This window comes from Pseudarthrobacter naphthalenicus (assembly GCF_029076445.1).
GTDB classification, from domain to species: domain Bacteria; phylum Actinomycetota; class Actinomycetes; order Actinomycetales; family Micrococcaceae; genus Arthrobacter; species Arthrobacter naphthalenicus.
In genome coordinates this window covers 64,476-88,536 of the sequence record NZ_JARESG010000013.1, presented here as the reverse complement: position 1 = coordinate 88,536, position 24,061 = coordinate 64,476, and the positions used below count along the sequence as shown (strand labels likewise).

At 66.2% G+C, this 24,061-nt stretch carries 23 protein-coding genes; 10 read left to right on the top strand and 13 right to left on the bottom strand.

Features of this window, described 5'->3' with window-relative positions; translation table 11 throughout:
- Window positions 1-26: 26 nt before the first annotated feature.
- Window positions 27-422, top strand: coding sequence for an RNA polymerase-binding protein RbpA (locus PY310_RS13925; protein WP_275215059.1), 396 nt, complete (start codon window positions 27-29; stop codon window positions 420-422).
- On the opposite strand, the gene pgl is transcribed toward PY310_RS13925, so the two are convergent.
- Genes pgl through tkt form a run of 6 tightly spaced genes read right to left on the bottom strand, consistent with a single transcriptional unit; the run spans window position 375 to window position 8,605 of the window.
- Complete coding sequence (gene pgl, locus PY310_RS13920) at window positions 375-1,193, bottom strand: 6-phosphogluconolactonase (RefSeq protein WP_275215058.1); 819 nt, start codon at window positions 1,191-1,193, stop codon at window positions 375-377. The genes PY310_RS13925 and pgl overlap by 48 nt on opposite strands.
- Complete coding sequence (locus PY310_RS13915; protein ID WP_275215057.1) at window positions 1,183-2,124, bottom strand: glucose-6-phosphate dehydrogenase assembly protein OpcA; 942 nt, start codon at window positions 2,122-2,124, stop codon at window positions 1,183-1,185. The genes pgl and PY310_RS13915 overlap by 11 nt, the downstream gene beginning before the upstream one ends.
- Window positions 2,121-3,692 carry a glucose-6-phosphate dehydrogenase gene (gene zwf / locus PY310_RS13910; RefSeq protein WP_275215056.1) on the bottom strand — a complete coding sequence of 524 codons (1,572 nt, stop codon included), beginning with the start codon at window positions 3,690-3,692 and terminating at the stop codon, window positions 2,121-2,123. Before zwf ends, PY310_RS13915 begins: the two co-directional genes overlap by 4 nt.
- Window positions 3,693-3,707: 15 nt before the next feature.
- Window positions 3,708-5,342, bottom strand: a complete 1,635-nt coding sequence (locus tag PY310_RS13905; protein ID WP_275215055.1) for a glucose-6-phosphate isomerase — start codon at window positions 5,340-5,342, stop codon at window positions 3,708-3,710.
- 6 nt (window positions 5,343-5,348) lie between these two features.
- Window positions 5,349-6,464: a transaldolase gene (tal, locus tag PY310_RS13900; RefSeq protein WP_275215054.1), complete on the bottom strand. Its 1,116-nt coding sequence runs from the start codon at window positions 6,462-6,464 to the stop codon at window positions 5,349-5,351.
- A gap of 23 nt (window positions 6,465-6,487) precedes the next feature.
- Window positions 6,488-8,605, bottom strand: a complete 2,118-nt coding sequence (tkt, locus tag PY310_RS13895; protein ID WP_275215053.1) for a transketolase — start codon at window positions 8,603-8,605, stop codon at window positions 6,488-6,490.
- 506 nt (window positions 8,606-9,111) lie between these two features.
- Between tkt and PY310_RS13890 the strand changes: the two genes are divergently transcribed.
- On the top strand, window positions 9,112-10,071 hold the full coding sequence (locus tag PY310_RS13890; protein WP_275215052.1) for a heme o synthase: 960 nt from the start codon (window positions 9,112-9,114) through the stop codon (window positions 10,069-10,071).
- Between the two features lie 292 nt (window positions 10,072-10,363).
- On the opposite strand, the gene PY310_RS13885 is transcribed toward PY310_RS13890, so the two are convergent.
- From PY310_RS13885 to PY310_RS13875, 3 genes are read right to left on the bottom strand one after another with little or no spacing between them, the layout of a single operon-like run.
- A complete protein-coding gene (locus PY310_RS13885; protein WP_275215051.1) occupies window positions 10,364-11,308 on the bottom strand; it encodes a COX15/CtaA family protein in 945 nt (314 codons plus the stop codon).
- 7 nt (window positions 11,309-11,315) lie between these two features.
- On the bottom strand, window positions 11,316-12,086 hold the full coding sequence (locus PY310_RS13880) for an ABC transporter permease (RefSeq protein ID WP_275215050.1): 771 nt from the start codon (window positions 12,084-12,086) through the stop codon (window positions 11,316-11,318).
- On the bottom strand, window positions 12,083-13,048 hold the full coding sequence (locus PY310_RS13875) for an ABC transporter ATP-binding protein (RefSeq protein WP_275215049.1): 966 nt from the start codon (window positions 13,046-13,048) through the stop codon (window positions 12,083-12,085). Before PY310_RS13875 ends, PY310_RS13880 begins: the two co-directional genes overlap by 4 nt.
- 115 nt (window positions 13,049-13,163) lie before the next feature.
- Between PY310_RS13875 and PY310_RS13870 the strand changes: the two genes are divergently transcribed.
- From PY310_RS13870 to PY310_RS13845, 6 genes are all read left to right on the top strand, one after another.
- Window positions 13,164-14,006: a helix-turn-helix transcriptional regulator gene (locus PY310_RS13870; RefSeq protein WP_275215048.1), complete on the top strand. Its 843-nt coding sequence runs from the start codon at window positions 13,164-13,166 to the stop codon at window positions 14,004-14,006.
- Window positions 14,006-15,469, top strand: coding sequence for a Fe-S cluster assembly protein SufB (gene sufB, locus PY310_RS13865; protein WP_275215047.1), 1,464 nt, complete (start codon window positions 14,006-14,008; stop codon window positions 15,467-15,469). The genes PY310_RS13870 and sufB overlap by 1 nt, the downstream gene beginning before the upstream one ends.
- A gap of 2 nt (window positions 15,470-15,471) precedes the next feature.
- On the top strand, window positions 15,472-16,758 hold the full coding sequence (gene sufD, locus PY310_RS13860) for a Fe-S cluster assembly protein SufD (RefSeq protein ID WP_275215045.1): 1,287 nt from the start codon (window positions 15,472-15,474) through the stop codon (window positions 16,756-16,758).
- A gap of 17 nt (window positions 16,759-16,775) precedes the next feature.
- Entirely contained in the window at window positions 16,776-17,135 is a 360-nt protein-coding gene (locus PY310_RS13855) for a non-heme iron oxygenase ferredoxin subunit (protein WP_275215043.1), read from the top strand.
- Window positions 17,136-17,223: 88 nt separating this feature from the next.
- Complete coding sequence (gene sufC, locus PY310_RS13850; RefSeq protein ID WP_275215041.1) at window positions 17,224-18,009, top strand: Fe-S cluster assembly ATPase SufC; 786 nt, start codon at window positions 17,224-17,226, stop codon at window positions 18,007-18,009.
- Between the two features lie 14 nt (window positions 18,010-18,023).
- Window positions 18,024-18,356 (top strand): metal-sulfur cluster assembly factor, encoded by a 333-nt coding sequence (locus PY310_RS13845; RefSeq protein WP_275215040.1) that lies wholly within the window; start codon window positions 18,024-18,026, stop codon window positions 18,354-18,356.
- A gap of 129 nt (window positions 18,357-18,485) precedes the next feature.
- Here the strand turns inward: PY310_RS13845 and ypfJ are convergent, their stop codons facing one another.
- Complete coding sequence (gene ypfJ, locus PY310_RS13840; protein ID WP_275215039.1) at window positions 18,486-19,370, bottom strand: KPN_02809 family neutral zinc metallopeptidase; 885 nt, start codon at window positions 19,368-19,370, stop codon at window positions 18,486-18,488.
- A 59-nt stretch (window positions 19,371-19,429) separates the two neighbouring features.
- On the opposite strand from ypfJ, the gene PY310_RS13835 reads away from it, so the two are divergent.
- Complete coding sequence (locus tag PY310_RS13835; RefSeq protein WP_275215037.1) at window positions 19,430-20,833, top strand: class I adenylate-forming enzyme family protein; 1,404 nt, start codon at window positions 19,430-19,432, stop codon at window positions 20,831-20,833.
- Window positions 20,823-22,028 (top strand): thiolase family protein, encoded by a 1,206-nt coding sequence (locus tag PY310_RS13830; RefSeq protein WP_275215035.1) that lies wholly within the window; start codon window positions 20,823-20,825, stop codon window positions 22,026-22,028. Before PY310_RS13835 ends, PY310_RS13830 begins: the two co-directional genes overlap by 11 nt.
- A 45-nt stretch (window positions 22,029-22,073) precedes the next feature.
- Here PY310_RS13830 and PY310_RS13825 read toward each other — a convergent pair whose 3' ends face one another.
- From PY310_RS13825 to PY310_RS13815, 3 genes are read right to left on the bottom strand one after another with little or no spacing between them, the layout of a single operon-like run.
- Window positions 22,074-22,697, bottom strand: a complete 624-nt coding sequence (locus PY310_RS13825) for an energy-coupling factor transporter transmembrane component T family protein (protein WP_275215034.1) — start codon at window positions 22,695-22,697, stop codon at window positions 22,074-22,076.
- The gene (locus PY310_RS13820; protein ID WP_275215033.1) at window positions 22,694-23,410 is read right to left on the bottom strand and encodes an energy-coupling factor ABC transporter ATP-binding protein; all 717 of its coding nucleotides are present in this window, start codon (window positions 23,408-23,410) and stop codon (window positions 22,694-22,696) included. Before PY310_RS13820 ends, PY310_RS13825 begins: the two co-directional genes overlap by 4 nt.
- Before the next feature lie 6 nt (window positions 23,411-23,416).
- Entirely contained in the window at window positions 23,417-24,055 is a 639-nt protein-coding gene (locus PY310_RS13815; protein WP_275215032.1) for a biotin transporter BioY, read from the bottom strand.
- Window positions 24,056-24,061 lie beyond the last annotated feature (6 nt).

Here is a 24,061-nt window from a genome sequence, read left to right as displayed (position 1 = left end):
CGTCGTTTAAGCAGCCAGGAGTTTCGATGGTCCATAGTGCGTCAGCGTTCCGCGGCACCCGCGTGGGTGTCACAGAAGGTACCGGTCCCAAGAACCAGTCCGAAACCACCTCAGGCGAAAGGCTGCCGCGGATCCAGGTCAGTTACTGGTGCGCCAAGGGCCATGAGACACAACTCGTTTTTCTGCGGCTGCCGGATGAACAGATCCCGTCCAGTTGGGACTGCCGGCGGTGCGGTGCCCTGGCCTCACGCGAGGGCCGGGAACCTGCTCACGATGAGCAGGCCGAAGAGGGCTATAAGAGCCATCTCGAATACGTTAAAGAGCGGCGCTCCAGCCAGGACGCCGAAGCGGTCCTGGCTGGAGCACTGGAAAAGCTACGCGCCCGCGGCGTCCTTCCGGACGAGTTGCTGCGGGACCCTTGAGGCGGCGTTTTCGTCGATGAGCCAGAGCGTGCGGGACGTGCCGCGGGGACCTGCCGCGGGAACCTGCACCGGGTTGGCGCCCGCCAACGCGAGGCCAACGGCTCCGGCTTTGTCCTCGCCGGCCACAACCATCCAGACTTCGGCGGCTGTGTTGATGGCCGGCAGGGTAAGGGAAATCCGCTCGGGTGGCGGCTTGGGGGAGTTGCGAACGCCCACGACGGTCCGTTCCTTTTCCCGGATTCCGCCCTGCTCGGGGAACAACGAGGCCACATGGGCGTCCGGGCCAACACCCAACAACACCACATCAAGCCGGGGGAGCTGCCCCGGTTCCTCGGGCCGGTCATCTGACATGTCCGCCGCGTGTTCGGCCGCGGCAGCTTCGCGCAGGCGGCGGGCGTAATCCTCGGCTGCTTCCTCGGGAGTGTCAAAGTCATCGGTGGATGCGGGCTGGTTGATCCTCGCCGGATCAACCGGGATATGCGCGAGCAGGGCATCAAAGGCCTGCTTGGTGTTGCGGTCCGGATCATCCGCGGCAACAAACCGCTCATCACCCCACCAAAAATTGACCTTCGACCAGTCCACCGCAGGCGCCGCCGGTGAGTCCGCGACGGCCTTCAGCGTACCGATCCCTACCGTGCCGCCGGTGAGCACCACTGTGGCCTCACCGTACTTGTCCTGGACATCCACCAGCTTGGTGATCAGGCGAGCCGCTATGGCCGCCATCAGGACGGACGAATCAGGGTGGATGCTTACTCTAGGCTCAACGCTCACTGGGCCGGACGCTCCTTAGATTGGTACGTGGAAGTCCAATAGTAATCACTTCGCCGAAGACTTCGTCGGGGTCGAGGCGGCGGAGTTCTTCGGCGAGGCAGTCTTTGAGGCTGCGGCGGGGCAGGGAGATGCGTTGGGCGGGTTGGCCGGGTTGGGTGAGTTCGGCGATGGTGGTCCCGGGGCGGTAGAGCTGGACGTCGCCGCTGCGGCGGGTGAGCCGGACGCGGCGGATGCCGGTTCCGGCGGGGTCCGCGACGATGGTTACGGGTGCGTCCAGGGCCAGGGTCAGCCAGGCGGCGAGCAGGATCGTGGAGGGTGAGTCGGATGCGCCTTCGACCGCGACGGCGGTGACGGGGGAGGAATCGGTCTGGTCCAGGACGGCGGCGAGCTGGATCCGCCAGTTCGTGAGCCGGGTCCAGGCGAGGTCGGTGTCGCCGGCCTGGTAGGTGGCCCGGATGTTCTCGAGCGCTTTTTGGGGGTCCGGTTCGTTCGCGGAGTCGGTGATCCGGCGGTGCGCGATGCGTCCCACGGAGGTTTCGCACGCGTTTTCCGGGGCGCCGTGCGGCCACCAGGCCACGATCGGGGCGTCCGGGAGCAGCAGGGCCGCGACGAGGGATTCGGATTCGTGCGCGAGTTCCCCGTAGCCGCGGAGCACGATCACTTCCGAGGCGCCGGCGTCCCCGCCGACCCGGATCTGGGCGTCAAGCCGGTTCGGGGCGTCCGCGCCGGCGTCGGCGAGCACGATGATCCGGCAGGGGTGTTCCCGGCTGGCTTCGTTCGCGGCCTCGATCGCTTCTTCCTCGAGCCCGGAACGGGTCACGACCACCAGGGTCAGGACCCGGCCCAGGGCGATCACCCCGCCCTGCTCGCGCAGGGACATCAGCTTTTTGGAAACCTTCGAGGTGGTGGTGTCCGGCAGGTCAACGATCATGGCCTTCTCCAGGTTCGTCCGTCACGGGCCAACAGCTCATCCGCGCTGGCGGGTCCCCAGGACCCGGGGGCGTAGGGTTCAGGCTGTTCCTTCAGCCCGGCCCAATAATCTTCGAACGGGTCCAGGATCTTCCAGGACAGTTCCACTTCCTCATGCCGGGGGAACAGCGGCGGCTCACCCAACAGCACGTCCAGGATCAGCCGCTCGTAGGCCTCCGGGGAGGACTCGGTGAACGAGTGCCCGTAGCCGAAGTCCATGGTCACGTCCCGGACTTCCATCTGGGTGCCCGGGACCTTGGACCCGAACCGGATCGTGGCGCCCTCATCGGGCTGGACCCGGATGACCACGGCATTCTGCCCGAAATCATCCTCGCCGTGATCGCGGAAGAGCAGGTTCGGGGCGCGTTTGAACACCACCGCGATCTCGGTCACCCGCCGGCCCAGGCGTTTGCCCGCGCGCAGGTAGAACGGGACCCCGGCCCAGCGGCGGGTATGGATATCCACCCGGATCGCCGCGTACGTCTCGGTCGTCGAATCCGCCGGGATGCCTTCTTCTTCCAGGTAGCCCTGGACCTGTTCCCCGCCCTGCCAGCCGCCGGCGAACTGCCCCCGCGCGGAGTGCGCGGATAAATCCTCCGGGAGCTTGACCGCGGCGAGGACCTTTTCCTTCTCCGCCCGCAAATCATCGGCGTTGAACGAGATCGGTTCCTCCATCGCGGTCAGTGCCAGCAGCTGCAGGAGGTGGTTCTGGATCACGTCCCGGGCCGCGCCGACCCCGTCGTAATACCCCGCCCGGCCGCCCGTGCCGATGTCCTCGGCCATGGTGATCTGGACGTGGTCCACGTAATTCGCGTTCCACAACGGTTCGAACAGCTGGTTCGCGAACCGCAGCGCCAGGATGTTCTGCACCGTTTCCTTGCCCAGGTAATGATCGATCCGGAACACCGCGTCCGGCGGGAACACCGACTCGACAATGTCATTCAGCTGCCGGGCGGACTCCAGGTCATGACCGAACGGCTTCTCGATCACCACCCGGCGCCACTTCTGCCCGTCCGCCTGCGCGAGGCCATGCTTGGACAGTTGCCGGCAGACCTGCTCAAACGCCTTCGGCGGGATCGAAAGATAAAACGCGTGGTTCCCCCGCGTTCCGCGGACCTCGTCCAGTTCCGCGATCGTCGTCCCGAGCCGCTCGAACGCGTCATCATCGTCGAACTCGCCCTGGACAAAACGCACCCCCTCGGCGAGCTGGTTCCAGACCGCTTCATCAAACGGGGTCCGGGCATGAGCCCGGACAGACTCCTCCACCTGCGCGGCGAACTCCTCATGGGACCAGGACCGCCGGCCGAAACCCACCAACGCGAAACTCGGCGGCAACAACCCCCGGTTCGCCAGGTCATACACCGCCGGCATCAGCTTCTTCCGGGCCAAATCACCCGTCACCCCAAAAAGGACCAACGAGGACGGACCCGCAATCCGGTTCAACCGGCGATCCCGCGGATCCCGCAACGGATTACGCCCGGACTTTCCGGATCGCAGCCCGGATGTTCTGCCGTGTTCAGTTTCTGGCATGGTTGCTGTGGAACCTTAGCTGTCGGTAACGGATGCGGACCGGGAGGCCAATGCTGCGATGATCTCCTGCAGCTGGGCGACGCCGGCGGCGCGGTCGGTGAGGTGCAGGCGCAGGACCGGGCGCCCGTGTCCGGCCAGGACCTGGGCGTCGCCCGCGGCCTGGGCGGCAATCAGTTCCCCGAACGTGAAGGGACGCTCCGGGATGGCCAGATCTTCCGCGGGGGCCGCCGTGACCTGGAGGAACACGCCGATCGCGGGACCGCCCTTGTGGAACTGGCCGGTGGAGTGCAGGAACCGCGGGCCCCACCCGAAGGTGACAGGGCGGCCGCTGACCTCGGCGAGCTGGTCGCGGATGCCTTCCAGGCCGGCGAAGGCCAGCCGGTCAAAGTACGCCTGGACGCTGAGGTAACTGTCGTCGTCGAGCGTGCCCAGGAGCGCACCCACGGCTTCCTCCGCCGTGGCCGCACCACGCAGCCAGTCACCGCCGCGGACCTCGATAACACCGTCCACAAACGCGGCCGGCGTGGGCTCGGGCTGGGCGTCAAGCAGACCGCGGGCGGCCACCTTCGCCGCCTCCACGTCAGGCTGGTCGAACGGGTTGATCCCCAGCAGACGGCCGGCAACAGCGGTGGCGAACTCCCACACCATCATCTGCGTGGCCAGGCCCCCGGCGATGGCTACTTCGTTGGCACCGAGTTCGACGTCGGCGTCCGCGGCTACCAGCCGGACCACCAGGACGTCGTCCGCCCCGGAGCTGACCTCCGGGGAGTTCGGGCCGGCCACCACCGGCAGGACGCCGGTGCCAAGCTTGCCCGTGGATTCGGCGATGAGCTGTTCGGCCCAGTCAGCGAAACCCACAATCCCGGACCCGTCCTCGGCAATGACGATCTTGTTCCGCAGCGGGCTGGTGCCGCCCAGGGCCGTCCCGAGAGCCAGACCAATGTTCTCGGGCGCGTCGTCATTAAGGACCTCGGCGGCTTCCTCGGCCTCATCCAGGAAGGCCTGAATGTCCACCCCGGCCAGCCCTGAAGGGACCAGGCCGAACGCGGTCAGGGCCGAGTACCGGCCGCCGACGTTCGGGTCCGCATTGAACACTGCCCGGTAGCCGGCCTCGCGTGATGCCGCATCCAGCGGGGAACCGGGATCGGTGACCACGATGATCCGGCTCTTCGCATCGACGCCGGCCTCGGTGAAGGCATGCTCGAAGATCCGGCGCTGCGAGTCGGTCTCCAGGGTGGAACCGGACTTGGACGAAACCACAATCGCGGTTTCGGCCAGCCGGTCCGCGAGGGCAGCACGGACCTGGTCCGGATCCGTGCTGTCCAGCACAGTCAGCTCGACGCCGGCGGTGCCGGCAATGACCTCGGGAGCCAGCGAGGAACCGCCCATCCCGCACAGCACGATCCGGGTCACGCCATCGGCCTTCAAGGCATCGCGGAGCTCAAGGATGCCCGGCACCAACGCCTGCGAGACGGTGGCCGCCTCCACCCAGCCGAGGCGGACAGCGGACTCGGCCTCGGCGTCGGGACCCCACAGGGTGTGGTCCTTCGCGAAGATCCGGGTAGCGATGCGGTCCGCCACAAGGGTGGGAAGGTGCTGCTCGAGGGCCTGCTGCGCGGCGCCGGTAGCGTCGTAGCTGAGTGTGCTCATAGTGGGTTAGGAAGCCTTCCGTGCAGAGGCGAGCGCGCCTTCGACGTCGGCCAGCAGTTCTTTCCAGCTGGCCACGAACTTGTCCAGGCCCTCGGATTCGAGGAGGGCCACCACCTCGTTGTAGGAGATGCCCAGCCCGTCCAGGGCGTCCAGCGTGGCGTTGGCATCGGCGTAGGTACCGGAGATGGTGTCACCGGTGACCACGCCGTGGTCAAACGTGGCATCGAGGGTCTTCTCCGGCATCGTGTTGACGACGCCCGGAGCGACGAGTTCCGTGACGTAGAGGGTGTCCGGGTACGCCGGGTCCTTGACGCCGGTGGATGCCCACAGGGGACGCTGCGGACGTGCGCCGGCCGCAGCAAGGACGGCCCAGCGCTCGGTGGCGAAGAGTTCCTCGTATACCTGGTAGGCCAAGCGGGCGTTAGCCACGCCGGCCTTGCCCTTGAGGGCTTTGGCTTCGTCGGTGCCGATCGCGTTGAGCCGCTTGTCGATCTCGGTGTCCACGCGGGAGACGAAGAAGGAGGCCACCGAGTGGATCTTCGCGAGGTCGTGGCCGTTCTCCTTGGCCTGCTCCAGGCCGGACTGGAACGCGTTGATGACGGCGCGGTAGCGCTCCAGCGAGAAGATCAGCGTCACGTTAACACTGATGCCCTCGGCGAGGGTGGCGGTGATGGCTTCCAGGCCTTCAAGCGTCGCCGGGATCTTGATGTGGACGTTGTCCTTATTGACCTTCTTGTAAAGGTGCTTGGCTTCGGCGATGGTGCCGGCGGTGTCCCAGGCGAGGCGGGGGTCAACTTCGATGGACACGCGGCCGTCCACACCCTTGGTCGCTGCTGCCACAGGGGCGAACAGGTCGCAGGCGTCGGCGACGTCGGTGGTGGTGATTTTGAAGATGGTCTCCTCGACGGTGGCGCCTGCCGCTGCCTGGGCGGAGATGGTGGCGTCGTAGTCCGTGCCGGCCGTGATGGCGGCGTGGAAGATGGACGGGTTGGTCGTCACGCCAACCACGTTCTTCTCTTCGATGAGCTTGCGCAGGGTGCCCGTCTCGAGGCGGCTGCGGGAAAGGTCATCGAGCCAGATGGACACTCCGGCGTCGGAGAGCTGCTGTGTGGGGGTAGTCATGGTGTTATCTCCTGGAATCTTGGTTAGGCCTGCAGGCCTGCGAGGGAGTCCTTGGCGGCGGCGGCGACTGCCTCCGCGGTGATGCCGAACTCCTTGAAGAGGCGCTTGTAGTCGGCGGAAGCGCCGTAGTGTTCGAGGCTGATGGAGCGGCCGGCGTCGCCGACGAACTCCCTCCAGCCCAGGGCCAGGCCGGCCTCGACCGAGACGCGGGCCTTGACGGCGGCGGGCAGCACGGACTCGCGGTAGGCGGCGTCCTGCTTGGTGAACCATTCGACGCACGGCATGGAAACCACGCGGGCGGCAATGCCTTCGGCCTGGAGCGCCTCGCGGGCCTGGACGGCCAGCTGCACCTCGGAACCGGTGCCGATCAGGATGACGTCGGCCGGAACCGTGGCGCCGTCCTTCGACGCTTCGGCCAGTACGTAGCCGCCCTTGGCGACGCCCGCAACTGAACCGAACGTATCGCCGTCGGCCGCGCCTTCACCACGTGCGTAGGTGGGGATGTTCTGGCGGGTCAGGACGATGCCGGCCGGGTTGGAGTGGTTCTCCAGCATGGTCTTCCAGGCTGCGGCAACCTCGTTCGCGTCACCGGGGCGGACAACGTCCAGGCCCACAATGGCGCGCAGCGAGGCGAGCTGCTCCACCGGCTGGTGGGTGGGGCCGTCCTCGCCGAGGCCGATGGAATCGTGCGTCCACACGTACAGCGAGGGGACGCCCATCAGGGCGCCGAGGCGGATGGCCGGGCGCTGGTAGTCGGAGAAGATCAGGAACGTGCCGGAGAACGCGCGGGTCCGGCCGTGCAGCGAGATGCCGTTCACGATCGACGCCGCAGCGTGCTCGCGGATGCCGAAGTGCAGGACACGGCCGTAGGGATTGCCCTTCCACGCATCGGTGGAGCGGGAGACCGGGATGAAGGACGGCGAGCCCTCGATCGTGGTGTTGTTGGACTCGGCGAGGTCAGCCGAACCGCCCCAGAGTTCCGGCATGACCGGACCCAGTGCATTCAGGACCTTGCCCGACGCTGCGCGGGTGGAAACGTCCTTGCCGGCTTCGAAGACCGGAAGGGCAGCGTCGAGACCTGACGGCAGTTCGCGGGCCTCGATGCGCTGCAGAAGCGCCGCGCCTTCAGGGTTGGCTGCCTGCCAGGCGTTGAAGGACTCTTCCCATTCCTTGTGGGCGGCGGCTCCGCGGTCCACTACAGAGCGGGCGTGGGCCAGGACGTCCTGGTCCACGTCGAAGGACTTCTCCGGGTCGAAGCCGAGCACGGACTTCAGGCCTGCGACCTCGTCGGCGCCCAGGGCCGAGCCGTGGATCTTGCCGGTGTTCTGCTTCTTCGGGGCCGGGTAACCGATGATGGTGCGCAGCGAGATGATGGACGGCTTGGACGTCTCGGCCTTCGCGGCCAGCAGCGCGGAGTACAGTTCCTGCACGTCTTCGACGTATTCGCCGGTCTTGGTCCAGTCCACGCGCTGGGTGTGCCAGCCGTAGGCCTCGTAGCGCTTCAGGACGTCCTCGGTGAAGGAGATGTCGGTGTCGTCCTCGATGGAGATGTGGTTCTCGTCATAGATCACCACGAGGTTGCCCAGCTCCTGGTGCCCGGCCAGCGAGGAAGCCTCGGACGTCACACCTTCCTGCATGTCGCCGTCGGAAGCGATGACCCAGATGGTGTGGTCAAACGGGGAGGTTCCCTCGGCGGCGTCGGCGTCGAACAGGCCGCGCATCCGGCGCTGGGAGTAGGCGAAGCCCACCGAGGAGGCCAGGCCCTGGCCCAGCGGGCCGGTGGTAATTTCCACGCCGGCGGTGTGCTTGTACTCGGGGTGGCCCGGCGTCAGTGAACCCCAGGTGCGCAGCGCTTCCAGGTCCTTCAGTTCCAGGCCGTAGCCGGAGAGGAACAGCTGGATGTAGAGGGTCAGCGACGTGTGGCCGGGTGAGAGGATGAAACGGTCACGTCCCAGCCAGTCCGGATTGCGGGGATCGTGGCGCATGAGCTTCTGGAAGAGAAGGTAAGCGGCCGGAGCCAGGCTCATGGCCGTACCGGGGTGGCCGTTGCCGACCTTCTCCACAGCGTCTGCGGCCAGGACACGGACTGTGTCCACCGCGCGCTGGTCCAAGCTGGTCCATGACAGTTCTTGCTCTTCCAAATGTGGCACGAAAACCGGGCCCCTCTCTATGCTGATGGCGGGACGGCGGATCCGGTCAACGGCACGCTGAGGTGCCGCTGCGGTGTACCAGCCGTTCACCATCGAAACGTGGATCTTTTTACTCAGACACTGGCCGCTGGAACGCAGTTTCCAGCGCGTTCTTTTGGTGTGCTGATCTGGTGACAGCTTAGCTCCATTCCATTCTGCGGGCGGCCCAAATCTCACGTTTTGGACGCAATTTCGCTTTATGTGAATGCGTGTTCCGTGAGGTTGAGTTAATCTGCTCGAATCGGACTGTGAGCGATCATCTGGGCTTATTGTGCGGGGATCTGGTGCAAAATGCGCACGGTATGATATTTGGAGGCTGACGCCGCGTTGCTGCGCCCTTCGGGTGCGTGCGCCTGCGGCGCTACCGGGATCCTGGACCGAGGACAACGGCGGGTTACCCGGGAACGACGGCCGCGAGATCCAGCTGTCCTGACAGACAGAACTGCCAACAAGAACGGGTGACTGCCACCGTGAGCACAACCGATACGCCGTTAAACGCCGCCCCCGTATGGGGGAGAGCCGGACTGGCCCGGAAGGCCAAGGCGTATTTCGCCCTCACTAAACCGCGCGTCATCGAGCTGCTGCTCGTCAGTACGTTGCCAACCATGATCTTCGCCGAACGCGGGTTCCCCTCGATCGGACTGATCCTGGCCACCCTGGTAGGCGGTGCTTTTGCCGCCGGTAGCGCCGGGGCCTTTAACTGTTACTTTGACCGCGACATCGACAAACTGATGCACCGGACCGAAAACCGGCCCCTCGTCACCGGTGAGGTGACCCCGCGGGAGGCGCTGATCTTCTCCTGGCTCCTCGGTGTGGCTGCCATCGCCATTCTCTGGTTCGGGGCCAACCCGCTCGCCGCCTGGCTCGGGGTGGCGGCGATCTTCTTCTACGTGGTCATCTACACGCTGATCCTCAAGCGCCGCACGGCCCAGAACATCGTCTGGGGCGGGGCCGCAGGCTGTTTCCCCGTGGTGATCGCGTGGGCGGCCGTCACGGAACGCGTGGAATGGCCGGCCATCATCCTGTTCATGGTCATCTTCCTGTGGACTCCGCCGCACTACTGGCCCCTGTCCATGCGCTACGGCGAGGATTACCGTAACGCGAACGTGCCCATGCTCGGCGCGATTGCGGGCGCCAAGGTGGTCTCCGTCCAGGTTGTCCTCTACGCCTGGGCCATGGTGGTGTGCTCCCTCCTGATGGTGCCGGCCGGTGGCGCGGGCTGGGTGTACACGATCACTGCCGTCCTTGCCGGTGCCTGGTTCCTCTACGAATCACATGCCCTGTACAGCCGGGCCCAGCGCGAGGACATCCCGGACAAGCGGGCCATGAAGGTCTTCCACGGCTCCATCAGCTACCTGACGCTGCTGTTCATCGCCCTGGCCGTGGACCCCTTCATCGGATCCGCCATCGTCGGCTAAGCCACCCCGTCCCGGGCGGCCGGACCCTCTCTCACTTAATGTGGGTTTTCTTCCAACGCTCTTGCACTTTCCTTGGAAAGCACCTGACCCTCCTTCGACCTTCAAGGCGAGGGAGGGTCTTTCGCTGCCGGCCTGGAGTGCGCTGTCTTCCGCATTAAGTGAGAGAGCGTTCGGGAATTTAGCGCATTAAGTGAGAGAGCGTTGGAAACGGAAGTGCCACGGTCCGGGGGACCGTGGCACTTCGTCGTCCGGCATTCGGGCGCGCTGCGCTGCCCGGCTGCGCGCCGGGGGGCTACTTCGTCGGGCTGGAATGTGCGACGTCGGCCGCGTTGGTTGCTGCGCCCATCAGCAGTGCGGCGCCCAGCATGTGCGCCCCCACCAGCAGGGCGGGAATCCCGTTGTAATACTGCGTGAAGCCGATGACGGCCTGCAGCAGCGTCACTGCCAGCAGCAGAATGGCTGCCGTGCGGAACAACCCGGGTATCCGGCGCGTAAACACCAGCACGAGCGCGAACAGTGTTCCGGCAGTAACCAGGTAGGCCGGTACGGCGTGGATGTGCGAGAACAGGTCCCAGTCCAGCCCGTTACGCGGCGCATCGGCATCTCCGGCGTGCGGACCGGCTCCGGTGACCACCACACCCAGCATGACTGCCAGGGCGGAGAACAGCGCGACGGCGGCGGTCACCGGGCGCAGTACTCCCGGCAAGGCGGGCAACGTGGCGACGGCGAAACGCCCGGTCCGGCCGTATGCCCGGTTGACCAATAAGGTTGCGATGACGACCAGGGCCATGGACACCAGGAAGTGCAGGCCCACCACCCACGGGTTGAGGTTGGTCAGGACGGTAATGCCGCCGATGACTGCCTGAGCGGGGATACTGGCCAGCAGGCCCAGGGCCAGCAGGAACAGGTCGCGGCGCTCCCGGCGCAGGTTCCACAAGTAGACCAGCATCAGCACCGCAACGGCGGCCAGGGCGAAGGTCAGGAGCCGGTTGCCGAACTCAATGAAGCCGTGGATTCCCATCTCGGCCGTGTTGACCAGGGACGTGTCGGTACAGCGAGGCCAGGTGGGGCACCCCAGCCCGGACGCGGTCAGCCGGACCGCGCCACCGGTCACCACCAGCAGGGTCTGGCCAATGAGTGAGGCCACGGCAAGGCGGCGGACCCGGGCGTCGACGGTACGGGGCAGCCGCGATGTCAGGCGACCGGCAAACTCAGGGAGGCGTGAAGCCGTGCTCACGAATATCTCAATTCCACTTGAACCAACGGATGGCTGCAGCTCCGGCAAGGACTGTCCACAGCAGCAGTATTAGGGCGGCACCTGAATTAACGGTGCCGAAGAGAAAGGCCTCGCGCAAGGCCGCACCCAATGCGCCCGAGGGCAGGTAGTGCACGATCCCCTGGGCCAGGGCGGGCAGCCGGTCGGCCGGAATCACTATCCCGCCCAGCGCACCGAGCAGGATCCACAGGAGGTTGGTGATGGCCAGGGTGGCCTCAGGCCGGACGGTGCCGGCGACGAGCAACCCGAGGGCGGTGAAGGCAGCCGCGCCCAGGACGAGCAAGGCCAGGCCCGGCAACCAGCCTGAAGCGGGCGGACTCCAGCCGAGGGGAAGAGCCACCGCAGTGACCACGGCAACCTGGATGGCCAGCACGGTCAGGACGGCCAGGACCTTTCCGGCAATGAGGCCGCCGCGGCCCAGGGGCGTTGTGGACAGGAAACGCAGGACGCCGTACCGGCGGTCGAACCCGGTGGCGATGCCCTGTCCCGTGAAGGCGGTGGACAGGGCGCAGAGCGCGAGGATGCCGGGGACCGCGATGTTGATGCGGGTGCCGCCAAGGCCGTCCAGGAGCGGCGTGACGGTCAGGCCAACGAGGGCGAGCAGCGGCAGGACCACTGCAAGGATGAGCTGCTCGCCGTTCCGGAGCATCGCGACAGCTTCGTATTTACCCTGCAGCATGATGCGCCGCATGAGGGGTGCGGGCTGTTGGCGCATCACCGGATCCGTGGTGCCGGTCATCGGACATCCTTTCCGGAAACATCCAGGAACACGTCTTCGAGGCTTCGCGCCGCAAGGCTGAGTGAACTGGGCATCACACCATGGGCGGCCCACCAGGCGGTGAGTGCGGCCAGGTCCTGGGCTGTGAGCGGCCCGTTGGCAATATAGCTGCCGGCACGCGTTTCGCGGACGGTAATGGACTCGGGAAGGACGCCGGAGAGGTTGAGACCGGCTTCGGCTTCGAAGAGAAGGGTACGGATATGCTCGCCGGACTCGACGGCGGGTTCCCGCTGAAGAAGCTGCGCCACCGTGCCCTCCGCGACGTTCCGGCCGGCGTCGATGATGTAAACGTAGTCGGCCAGCCGCTGGGCGTCGTCCATCAGGTGGGTGGTGAGGATGATTCCCATGCCGGCATCCCGCAGCTCCGCGATGAGCTCAAAAACCAGCTGCCGCGACTGCGGATCCAGCCCTGCGCTGGGCTCGTCCAGGAACAGCACCTCGGGGTCGCCGATCAGTGCCGCTGCCAGGGCAAGCCGTTGCTTCTGGCCACCGGAGAGCCGGCGCACAGAGGTCCGGGCAAAGGATTCAATGCCCAATCGGTCCACGAGTTCGTCAACGGAGCGCGGTTTGGCGTACATTCCGGCGATATGGCGCAGAAGGGGAATGGGACGGGCCGACGGCGGGAGCCCGCCATCCTGGAGCATCACCCCGACGCGGGAGCGCAGGTCTGCCCCCGCCCGGCCGGGATCCTGTCCCAGCAGTGAGATGGTGCCGCCGGTGCGGGCCTGCAGGCCCTGGGCACATTCGATGGTGGTGGTCTTTCCCGCCCCGTTGGCTCCGAGCAGCGCGGTTACCTGGCCGCGTTCGGCGATGAGGGAGACGCCGCTGACCACCCGGAGCATCTTTCCATCCAGGCTGGCCAGCGGACCAACATCTTTTATCAGCCCGCTGATGGTCAGAACCGGGGATTCGGGGGATCGCACCCCAGCATTCTACGCGATGTAGTACTTGGCGGGTTGTCGGCGCCGGCGGCCGCCCGGAGCACAGGTCAGCCTCGCCTTACTGGAACGGGGGACTAAATTACGACATGATTGTGTTGTGTATTCCATGACCAACGCTACTGTTGTGCCCGTTGCCGGGCACGGAGCGCCGCGCACCGCCCCGGAGCGCGGCCACGCCGCCGTTTCAACGGTGGCGGACCCGGACGAGCGTACCCGGGACCGCGTGCTGAGTGCCGTTCTGGAGCATGGACCCATCAGCGCCGCGGAACTCGGCGACATGCTCGGCTTCACCCCCGCGGCTGTCCGAAGGCATCTTGACCACCTGGACCGCAGCGGTGTCATCGAAGTTAAACGCGTGGCCAAGGCCGGCGCCGGCGCGGGTCGCCCCGCGCGGCGCTACGTTCTGAGCTCCCAGGGACAGTCGAAGCTTGGCAACGACTACCTCGACATCGCCACCCTCGCGCTCCAGCAGCTCCAGGAAGTGGCGGGCCAGGAGGCTGTCCGCCAGTTCGCCGTCGAACGCTTCTCGGAGATGGAACGCCGTTACGCGCCGGAAATCGAGCAGGCCGGGCCGGACATCACCGCTCGTGCCCGGGTTCTGGCCGAGGCCCTCAGCCGCGACGGGTTCGTGGCTTCAGCGGCATCGATTGAAGCCAAAGCACCCCTTCCGGCGGCGCTCTCCAGCGTCCAGCTGTGCCAGGGTCACTGCCCCATCCAGCAGCTCGCCGCCCACTTTCCTGTTTTCTGCGACGTGGAGACCGAAGTGTTCTCCCGGCTGGTGGGCGTGGACGTGCGCCGTCTGTCCACCCTGGCGCGGGGCGGCCACGTCTGCACCACCCACATACCCACAGGACGGCTGGCTGCAGGGGGACCCCACGTCCCCCATGCAGCCCCCGCCGGCCTGAATGAAGTAACCAACCATCAGCAAGAAAGGCCGTGATGACGGACCAACTATCAGAGAAAGCGGTAGCCGAAGACACTGTGATCTCGGAGATTCTGGAAAAGAATCCCGAGCTCCACGGCATCGGTACATACGAGTACGGCTGGTCCGACAAGAACGACGTCGGCGCCAACGCCCGCCGCGGCATCAACGACGAAGTAGTCCGTGACATCTCGGACAAAAAGAGCGAACCCGAGTGGATGCTCGACCTTCGCCTCAAGGGCCTGAAGTACTTCGACCGCAAGCCCATGCCCACCTGGGGTGCAGACCTCTCCGGCATCGACTTCGACAACATCAAGTACTTTGTGCGGTCCACCGAGAAGCAGGCCACCAGCTGGGAGGAACTGCCTGAGGACATCAAGAACACGTACGACAAGCTCGGCATCCCCGAAGCCGAAAAGCAGCGCCTGGTTTCCGGCGTCGCGGCCCAGTACGAGTCCGAGGTGGTTTACCACCAGCTGCGTGAGGACCTCGAAAAGCAGGGCGTCATCTTCCTGGACACCGACACCGCGCTGCGCGAGCACCCGGAGATCTTCCAGGAATACTTCGGCACGGTCATCCCCGTGGGCGACAACAAGTTCGCCTCGCTGAACACGGCTGTCTGGTCCGGCGGCTCCTTTGTGTACGTGCCCAAGGGCGTCCACGTGGACATCCCCCTGCAGGCATACTTCCGCATCAACACGGAAAACATGGGCCAGTTCGAGCGGACCCTGATCATCGCCGATGAGGACTCCTACATCCATTACATCGAAGGCTGCACCGCCCCGATCTACACGTCGGACTCGCTGCACTCCGCTGTCGTGGAAATCATCGTGAAGAAGGGCGCCCGCGTCCGCTACACCACCATCCAGAACTGGTCCACGAACGTGTACAACCTCGTGACCAAGCGTGCCATCTGCGAAGAGGGCGCCACCATGGAGTGGGTCGATGGCAACATCGGGTCCAAGGTCACCATGAAGTACCCGGCCGTCTACCTGGTGGGCGAGCACGCCAAGGGCGAAACCCTGTCCATCGCTTTCGCGGGTGCCGGCCAGCACCAGGACACGGGTTCGAAGATGGTGCACATTGCGCCGAACACCAAGAGCTCCATCATTTCCAAGTCCGTGGCCCGCGGCGGCGGCCGTGCCGCCTACCGCGGCCTGGTCCAGGTCCGTGAAGGCGCCAAGCACTCGGCCAACACCGTCCGGTGTGACGCGCTCCTGGTGGACACCATCAGCCGTTCGGACACCTACCCGTACATCGACATCCGTGAGGATGACGTGGTGATGGGCCATGAAGCAACTGTTTCCCGGGTCAGCGAAGAGCAGCTCTTCTACCTGATGTCCCGCGGCATGCGCGAAGACGAGGCCATGGCTATGATCGTCCGCGGCTTCATCGAGCCCATTGCCCGCGAACTCCCGATGGAGTACGCACTCGAGCTGAACCGCCTGATTGAACTGCAGATGGAAGGGTCCGTCGGATAACGATGACTGAAATCACTACTGAAAAGGCCCGCATGGGCGCGCCCTCGGCCCAGCCGTTTATTGACGGTTTCACCGAAGAAGGCGAAAGCCTGTCTCCGATCAACGCGGCCAAATCCAAGGCCCCGCTCGCCGGCGAAGCGGTCAAGAGCCACTCGCACGGCGGCGGCGTGGGCATCCCGGACAGCTCACGCGCCGGCCGGCTGACCTCCTACAACCTGGCGGACTTCAAGCCGCTGACCGGCCTCGAAGAGGACTGGCGGTTCACCCCGCTCAAGCGCCTCCGCGGCCTGCACAGCGAGGTTCTGGCCGGTGCTGCACCCACCGTCACCGTGAGCGCCCCCGCGCAGGTCACGGTGGAAACGGTGGCCCGCGATGACAAGCGCATCGGCTCGGCCGGCATCCCGGAGGACCGCGTGTCCGCCAATGCCTGGGAGAACTTCACCGAGGCCACCGTCCTCACCGTCCCGGCCGAATTTGAGGCCGACGCCGAAATCACCGTTGTGATCGAAGGCACCTCCACGGAGGCGGCAGCGCAGCACCTGGTGATCGTGGCGGAGAAGTTCTCCAAGTCCGTCGTTGTCCTGGACCACCAGGGCTCGGCCGTGGTGTCCGAGAACATCGAGATCATTGTTGAAGACGGCGCCGACCTCACGGTTGTCTCGCTCCAGGAATGGAACGGGGACGCTGTGCACGCGTCCTCGCAGCAGGCGAAGATTGGCCGCGACGCCAAGCTCAAGCACGTTGTGGTCAGCCTTGGCGGCGACCTGGTCCGCGTCACACCGTCAGCCCGGTTCACGGCTCCCGGCGGCGAGGCTGAAATGTTCGGCCTGTACTTCGCCGACGCCGGCCAGCACCTGGAACAGCGTCTGTTCGTTGACCACGCAGTGGCCAACTGCACCTCGAACGTCCTGTACAAGGGCGCACTGCAGGGCCGCGACGCGCACGCTGTGTGGGTGGGCGACGTCCTGATCCGCAAGGAAGCCGAGGGCACCGACAGCTACGAAGCCAACCGCAACCTCCTGCTCACCGACGGCGCCCGCGCCGACTCGGTCCCCAACCTGGAGATCGAGACCGGACTGATCAAGGGCGCCGGCCACGCCAGCGCCACCGGTCGGCTGGACGACGAGCACCTGTTCTACCTGATGGCCCGCGGCATCCCCGAGGATGTTGCCCGCCGCCTGGTGGTCCGCGGCTTCCTGAACGAGATCATCCAGCAGATCAAGGTCCCGGCCCTCGCAGAGCGGCTGACCGAAGCTGTTGAGCGCGAACTCGCCGTAACGAACAACTAGAGGGTACGGACACACCGATGACTGACGAGCCAAAGGGCGAACTTGTCTGCAGGACCGATGAAATCCAGGTCAAGCAGGCGCTGCGGATCCTGATCGATGACTACCCGGTAGCCATCGTCAAGGATTCCATGGGAGAAATCCACGCCATCGGGGACACCTGCTCACACGCGGATATTTCCTTGTCCGAGGGTGAAGTGGAGGGGTGCATGATCGAATGCTGGGGCCATGGTTCCCAGTTCGATCTGCGCACCGGCGAGCCGCTGCAGCTGCCGGCCTACGATCCCGTGCCGGTGTTCGCCGTCGAGATCCGCGGAGATGAGGTCTACGTGGACTTCACCAACGTCCTCAACGGGGCACAGGCTCCGAACTTCAGCTAGCGCCAGTCTTTACCCAGCAACAGAACCAAACTTCCAGACACAGACCGCACCGCCGCCGAGAGGCCCGGTGCAGAGGAGAACAAGACGTATGTCTACTCTTGAGATCAAGGACCTGCACGTCAGCATTGACACGGAGCAGGGCACCAAGGAGATCCTGAAGGGCGTCAGCCTGACCATCAAGACCGGCCAGACCCACGCCATCATGGGCCCCAATGGTTCCGGCAAGTCCACCCTGGCGTCCACCATCGCCGGCCACCCGCGCTACAAGGTGACCAGCGGCACCATCACCCTCGACGGCGAAGACGTCCTCACGATGAGCGTTGACGAGCGCGCCCGCGCCGGAGTTTTCCTGGCCATGCAGTACCCGGTGGAGGTCCCCGGCGTCTCCATGACCAACTTCCTCCGCACGGCCAAGACCGCCATTGACGGCGAAGCACCCAAGCTGCGCACCTGGACCAAGGACGTCAAGGACGCCATGGCCCAGCTGCGCATCGATGCGGACTTCGCACAGCGCAACGTCAACGAAGGCTTCTCCGGCGGCGAGAAGAAGCGTGTGGAGATCCTTCAGCTGGAGCTTTTCAAGCCGAAGTTCGCCATCCTGGACGAAACCGACTCCGGCCTCGACGTGGATGCACTGAAGGTTGTCTCCGAAGGCGTCAACCGCGCGCATGAAGGCGGCAACATGGGCACACTGCTCATCACGCACTACACGCGGATCCTGCGCTACATCAAGCCTGACTTCGTCCACGTGTTCGTCGATGGCCAGGTTGTCGAAGAGGGCGGTCCGGAACTGGCTGACCGCCTTGAAGAAGAAGGCTACGACCGTTACGCCAAGGGCGCCGGCGCCGCCACCATCGCTGCAGTACAGGCCTAGTTAGGACTTACGCCATGACCGAAATCAAAGCGGCCCAAACGGACCTCGAAGATATCGAAGAGGCATTGAAGGACGTCATCGACCCCGAGCTCGGCGTGAACATCGTCGACCTTGGGCTGCTGTACGGCCTGAAGTACTCGGACGACGACGGCGCCCTGCTGATCGACATGACCCTCACCACGGCCGCCTGCCCGCTCACCGACGTGATCGAGGAGCAGGTAGGCAAGGCCCTGGACGGCGTTGTGGACGAATGGCGCCTCAACTGGGTGTGGATGCCGCCATGGGGTCCGGAACGGATCACCGACGACGGCAAAGACCAGATGCGGGCCCTCGGCTTCAACATCTAAGACGCACGACGACGGCCGGTTACCTTCCTTTTGGAAGGTAACCGGCCGTCGTCGTTCCCTCATCCGTTGCTGAGTATCAGCCCTTTTGACCGCTCAAAAGGGCTGATACTCAGCAGTCGGTGGATCAGATTACAGGCTGGTCGCCGAGAACGTGTCGCACTGGGTGATGTCACCGGTCTGGTAGCCGCGGGAGAACCACCGCTGGCGCTCTTCGCTGGAACCGTGCGTCCAGCCTTCGGGGGACACCCGACCGGTAGCCGCCTTCTGGATCCGGTCGTCGCCCACGGACGCTGCTGCCGAGAGCGCATCGTTGATGTCCTGCTGCTTCAGCGGTTCCAGGAAGGGCTGCCCGGTGGCAGGGTCCGCGGTGGTGGAGGCATGCTTGGCCCACAGTCCTGCGTAGCAGTCTGCCTGAAGTTCGGTGCGGACTGAGCCGGACTCGGGCCCCTGCGGATCCTGCTGGGCGCGGTCCAGGTCGCCCAGGATGTTCTGGATGTGATGCCCGAATTCATGGGCCACGACATACTCCTGGGCGAGCGGGCCGCCGGAGGAGCCGAACCGGTCCACGAGTTCCTGGAAAAATCCGGGGTCGAAGTAGGCGGTGGTGTCAGTGGGGCAGTAGAACGGGCCCACGGCCGTGGTAGCCGCACCGCAACCGGTGTTGGTCCCGCCGCTGAAGATGACGGCTTTGGGCTGGGGATACTGGACCTTGTAATTCTGCAGGTAGGCCGGCCAAAACGCGTTCAGGCTATTGACGGTGCCGGTAATCCGGCAGTCAAGCCGGGCGTCGGCATCCGCCCCCGTGGCGCATGCTGGCGCGGTGCCCTGGCTTTGGGTCTCCTGCCCGGCACCGCCGGTGAGGCCCTCCAACAGGGCCGGGTTAACGCCGAGGAGGGCAGCGATCAGCAGGATGATCCCGCCGCCGATGCCGCCGCCGACTTTGACGCCACGGCCCATGCCGCGGCGGTCCTGCACCTGTGATGGGTCCAGCTGGACGTTGTCATTGAAGCTCATGAAGTCACAATAGCCGGTGCCGGAGCCGCTGCAGCGGGTCACGCCGGTAAAGTTGAGAGATGCCTTTTCTCGACAACATCCGGCGCTGGGCCGACGAACGGCCCGATGACACCGCCGTGCTGGCGGCGGGCCGCCGCCTGGGCTGGGCCGAGCTTCACCATGCCGCCACAGCGGCCGTCCCCGCCACCGCTGCTGTGACCGTCCTGGCCGAACACAACTCGGTGGACTTTGTGGTCCGGTTCGCTGCGGCGGTGGCCGGTGAGCGGCAGTGTGCTGTGCTGGATCCCGCATGGCCAGAGGCGCTGCTCAGCGGAATCAGGGAAAATCTCACCGCAGCTGTCCTGCCGGGCGTAGTCTCCCCGGCGGACGCACTGGCCGACGGCGCGCCGGAATCGACCTTCCTGATCGGCCTCACCTCCGGAACCACGTCCGTGCCCAAGGCGTTCACCCGCACGCGGCAGTCCTGGCGGGAATCCTTCGACGCCTCCATCGAGTTCTTTGGGCTGCGCCGGGACGACGTGACGCTGGCCCCCGGTCCCCTCGCGGCAAGCCTTAACCTTTATGCCTTGGCCGAGTGCCTGTATGCGGGCTCGGAGTTCCATACGCTGGACGGGTTCGACGTCGGCGATGTCCACACTGCGATCACGCACGACGGCGTCACCCGCCTGGTCCTGGTGCCCACCATGTTGCGGTTGCTCAGTGAGCGCGGCCTCGCCGGGGGCGTTGATGCCACCGGTGTCCGCGCCATCATCTGCGCCGGTTCAAAGCTCGATGCCCGCACCCTTGAAGCCGCCCGCCGCTGGGCACCGAACGCCACCATCTTTGAGTACTACGGGGCGTCCGAATTGAGCTTTGTGTCCGGCCTGGGCCTGCCCGCCGGGGAGCCAGACGCCGGTGGCACGGGGATCGGCCGAGCCTTCCCCGGCGTGCAGGTTCGGATCCTCGACGACGCGGGTTCCACGCTGCCGGACGGGACCATCGGCAACATCTGCGTTCAAAGCGCCATGGTGAGCAACGGCTATCTGTGGGGCGATGACGGCCAGGCCCTCCGCTCCTTCGGCAGTTGGCTCACAGTCGGCGATCAGGGGTATCTTGCCGACGGCGAACTGCATATCCTCGGCCGGCGGGCGGACATGATCGTGACCTCCGGGAGGAACGTTTACCCGCACGAGGTGGAGCTGGCACTGGCTTCCGTGCCCGGCGTGGCTGCCGCCGTTGCAGCGGGCATGCCCGACGACATCCGGGGCCAGCGGGTGGTGGCGGGGGTAGTGCCGGCCCACGGCGGAATGAGCGCCACCCAGCTGAAAGCCGGCATCGAAAACATCCTCTCGCGCGAGAAGCGCCCGCTGCAGTACTTCTGCCTGGCTGAACTGCCCACCACCGACCGTGGCAAGATTAGCCGCAACATCCTGCTCGAATGGATCGGTTCCCGCGACCCGAGGGTGCGCCAGCTTGAACGCTGAGGTGCTGCCGGCGGACCGGCAACCCGTGATCATTGCGGCACGGCGCACTGCCGTTTGCCGGGCCAACGGGGCCCTGAAGGACCTGCGCGCACACCAACTGCTGGCGCCGGTGCTGGGACAGCTCCTGAGCGAGTGCCGGCTTTCCCCGGCCGCGGTGTCAGATGTCATGATCGGCAACGCCGTGGGCGGCGGAGGCAATGTTGCCCGGCTGGCCCTGCTGGAAGCGGGCCTTCCCGTCAGCGTGCCCGGGCTGACGCTTGACCGGCAGTGCGGCTCCGGCCTGGACGCGATCGCCCTCGCATCCCGGCTGGTGGCCGCCGGCGGCAACCCCGTGTATCTCGCCGGGGGAGTGGAAAGCATCAGCACCGCGCCGCTGCGGGCATACCGGAACGACGACGGCGAACCCGCCTTCTTCGCGCGGGCCCAGTTTGTGCCGCTCAGCTACGGCGACCCGGACATGGGTGTGGCGGCGGAGAACGTCGCCGCGCATGGTTCGGTCAGCCGGGAGCGGCAGGATGCCCTCGCGCTGCAAAGCCATCAGCGTGCCCTGGCTGCCGCCGCGGCTGGCCAATTTGCTGGCGAGATCATCCCGCTGGAAACCCCCTCCGGAACAGTCCGCGCAGATGACGGTCCGCGGCCGGGACTCAACGCGGCGGTCCTGGCAAGGTTCCCGGCTGCCTTCGTACCCGGAGGAACTGTCACCGCCGGAAACTCGTGCTTCGATGCTGACGCCGCCTCCGCCGTCGTAATCACCTCCCTGCAGCGTGCCCGGGAACTCGGCGTGGCCGACGGGTTCCTGGTGCTGGCGACCGACACGGCAGGCGTGGAGCCTGGGCTGCTGGGCCTCGGCGCAGCGTTCGCCGCAGAACGGCTGTTGGCGGCACAGCGAATGTCCGCGGCAAGCGTGGACATGGTGGAGTTCAACGAAGCGTTCGCCTCCCAGACCCTGGCGTGCTTGGACCGGTTGGGCATTGACCCGGACCGGGTGAACCGTGACGGTGGAGCGCTGGCTCTGGGGCATGCCTACGGCGCGTCAGGAGCGGTGCTCGTGACCCGGCTACTGGCCCAGGCCCGGAGTGCGGGGAATGATGGTGCGCTGGCTCTGGCCATGATCAGCAGCGCCGGCGGCATGGGCACGGCCGCGCTGCTGCGCTACGAGGCCATCACGGATCGAGCGGCGACGTCTCAGCGCTAAGGAGCCGGCATAGCGGCGAGACCTCGCCGCTCGATGACGTGCCGGTCAGTCCTCAGCATCACCGAGTCCCCGGGCTGCCAGCGCCTCGCCGGTCTGGCGGGCGTAAGCCACGGTGGTGATGAAGACAGGCAGGACCAGTGCCCGCGGATTCCGTTCCAGCCCGCGTGCCCTGGCGGAATCGCGGACATCGGCAAACGCTCCGGCAATATAGGGGATGCTGCGCAGCATCACTCCGATGGTCAGGGCGAAGCGCTCGGGATCCGCGCCGAAGCGGCGGAACGGGATAGCCAGCGACACCACCCCGTCCAGCAGGCGCTGCATCGGGGTGGTGGCCGTCAGCAGGGCCGCAGCCACCACACAGATCAGAATGTTCAGGACGATCCGTGCCGCGGTGGGAGCGCCGAGTTGCCACCACTGGAACGCACCGATGACCAGCAGGACCGGCAGCAGGGGCCGGACGGCGCTGAGCAGTCGCCGCGGACCGGCCCCCGTCAGCAGGAAGAGCCCGCACATCACCGTGAAGCCGGCGGCGGACACCAGCCAGTCCACGATGAGGAACGAGGCCATCCCGCACCCCACCACCAGCAGGAACTTCAGGGACAGCGGCGCCCGGTGAACCACCGAGTTGCCCGGAACATAGTTGGCCAGCAGGAAGCCATGGCCCCTCACGGCGCGGCCAGCCCGCTGGTGCACAGCCTGCGGTACGTTTCCACGGCAGCCGCCGGGCCGCCGTCGAACACCACACGCCCTTCCTCAACCACCAGCACACGGTCCATTTCCATGGCCAGGTCGAGGTCATGGGTGGACATGATGATCTGCTGCCCAAGGCCGGACAGGGTGCGGCGGAGCAGCTCCCGGTTTCGGAGGTCCAACAGCGTGGACGGTTCATCCAGCACCAGCACCGTCGGGTTTACAGTCAGCACGGCCGCCAGCGCCATCAGCTGGCGTTCGCCGCCGGAGAGCTCGTAGATGCTCTGGTCTGCCAGGCCCAGGAGCTCGAAGCGGTCCAGGGCCGCTTCTGCCAGGCTCCGGCGTTCGCTGCCGTTCCTCACGGAACGCCGGAGCGACAGTTCAACATCCTCGCGCCCTGTCGGCATCACCAGCTGTGAAAGCGGATCGGTGAAGACGAAGCCCACCTGCCGTCGGACAGCCCGCACCGCCCGGACGGTGTCGGCGCCGTCAACCGTCACGGTGCCCCGTGTGGGCCGGACCAGGCCATTGAGCAGCCGGAGCAGGGTGGACTTCCCGGATCCGTTCGCCCCGATCACTCCGATGCGCTGTTCGGTCAGCTCCAGGGTGACATCGGCCAGGAGCGTTTTGGGCACCGGGCGGCCGTCCATGGCCACTGCCACGGATGCGTTCCGGAAGGAAATTGTTGCCATGGCTGGTTAGGCGCCGATGCGCTTGACCCGGCGGACCAGCAGGTCGGGGAAAGCGCGGTGCAGGGCAACCGCGATCGCTGCGGCCGCGGTGTTCTTGATGATGTCGCCGGGGTAAAAGACAAGGTCGGCCAGGAAAGCCTCGCCGAGGGTCGCCTTCGAGTTCACTGCCATTCCCAGGACGCCGAGGGTGTGGACCAGGGTGATGCTGGTTACGGTGGCGGCCAGAAAAAACCACAACGCCCGGGCCTTTGAGGTGCGCCGGATGATCACCGTGGCGAGCCAGCCCACCAGGGCCGCGGCGAGGGGAAACGCGATGATGTAGCCCGCCGAGGGGCCGGCCAGGATGCCGAGTCCGCTGCGGCCCTGGCTGAAGATCGGCAGTCCTGCGAGGCCCAGCAGCGTGTAAAGGCCGACGGCGGCGAAGCCCCGCGACGGGCCAAGCATGAGGCCGGTGAGCATCACGGCGAGGGTCTGGAACGTGATGGGGACGCCGAAAACGTTGGCTGAGATGCCCGGGACCAGCGCGGCGCCGGCAACCAGGGCAGCGAAGACGGCGATCAGGCCCAGGTCGGTCGCGTCCCAGCGCCTGCGGGCGGGGGAGTCGGAGGAGGCGGGGCCGGTGACGGCAGTGTCAGGCTGGCTCATGGGTAG

What these genes read in the sequence shown, in the direction of transcription:
- PY310_RS13925 (WP_275215059.1), top strand. Translation starts at nt 27, where the DNA reads ATGGTCCATAGTGCGTCAGCGTTCCGCGGCACCCGCGTGGGTGTCACA.
- PY310_RS13915 (WP_275215057.1), bottom strand. Translation starts at nt 2,124, where the DNA reads ATGATCGTTGACCTGCCGGACACCACCACCTCGAAGGTTTCCAAAAAG.
- zwf (WP_275215056.1), bottom strand. Translation starts at nt 3,692, where the DNA reads ATGCCAGAAACTGAACACGGCAGAACATCCGGGCTGCGATCCGGAAAG.
- PY310_RS13905 (WP_275215055.1), bottom strand. Translation starts at nt 5,342, where the DNA reads ATGAGCACACTCAGCTACGACGCTACCGGCGCCGCGCAGCAGGCCCTC.
- tal (WP_275215054.1), bottom strand. Translation starts at nt 6,464, where the DNA reads ATGACTACCCCCACACAGCAGCTCTCCGACGCCGGAGTGTCCATCTGG.
- PY310_RS13880 (WP_275215050.1), bottom strand. Translation starts at nt 12,086, where the DNA reads ATGACCGGCACCACGGATCCGGTGATGCGCCAACAGCCCGCACCCCTC.
- sufB (WP_275215047.1), top strand. Translation starts at nt 14,006, where the DNA reads ATGACGGACCAACTATCAGAGAAAGCGGTAGCCGAAGACACTGTGATC.
- sufD (WP_275215045.1), top strand. Translation starts at nt 15,472, where the DNA reads ATGACTGAAATCACTACTGAAAAGGCCCGCATGGGCGCGCCCTCGGCC.
- PY310_RS13855 (WP_275215043.1), top strand. Translation starts at nt 16,776, where the DNA reads ATGACTGACGAGCCAAAGGGCGAACTTGTCTGCAGGACCGATGAAATC.
- sufC (WP_275215041.1), top strand. Translation starts at nt 17,224, where the DNA reads ATGTCTACTCTTGAGATCAAGGACCTGCACGTCAGCATTGACACGGAG.
- PY310_RS13845 (WP_275215040.1), top strand. Translation starts at nt 18,024, where the DNA reads ATGACCGAAATCAAAGCGGCCCAAACGGACCTCGAAGATATCGAAGAG.
- ypfJ (WP_275215039.1), bottom strand. Translation starts at nt 19,370, where the DNA reads ATGAGCTTCAATGACAACGTCCAGCTGGACCCATCACAGGTGCAGGAC.
- PY310_RS13835 (WP_275215037.1), top strand. Translation starts at nt 19,430, where the DNA reads ATGCCTTTTCTCGACAACATCCGGCGCTGGGCCGACGAACGGCCCGAT.
- PY310_RS13820 (WP_275215033.1), bottom strand. Translation starts at nt 23,410, where the DNA reads ATGGCAACAATTTCCTTCCGGAACGCATCCGTGGCAGTGGCCATGGAC.
- PY310_RS13815 (WP_275215032.1), bottom strand. Translation starts at nt 24,055, where the DNA reads ATGAGCCAGCCTGACACTGCCGTCACCGGCCCCGCCTCCTCCGACTCC.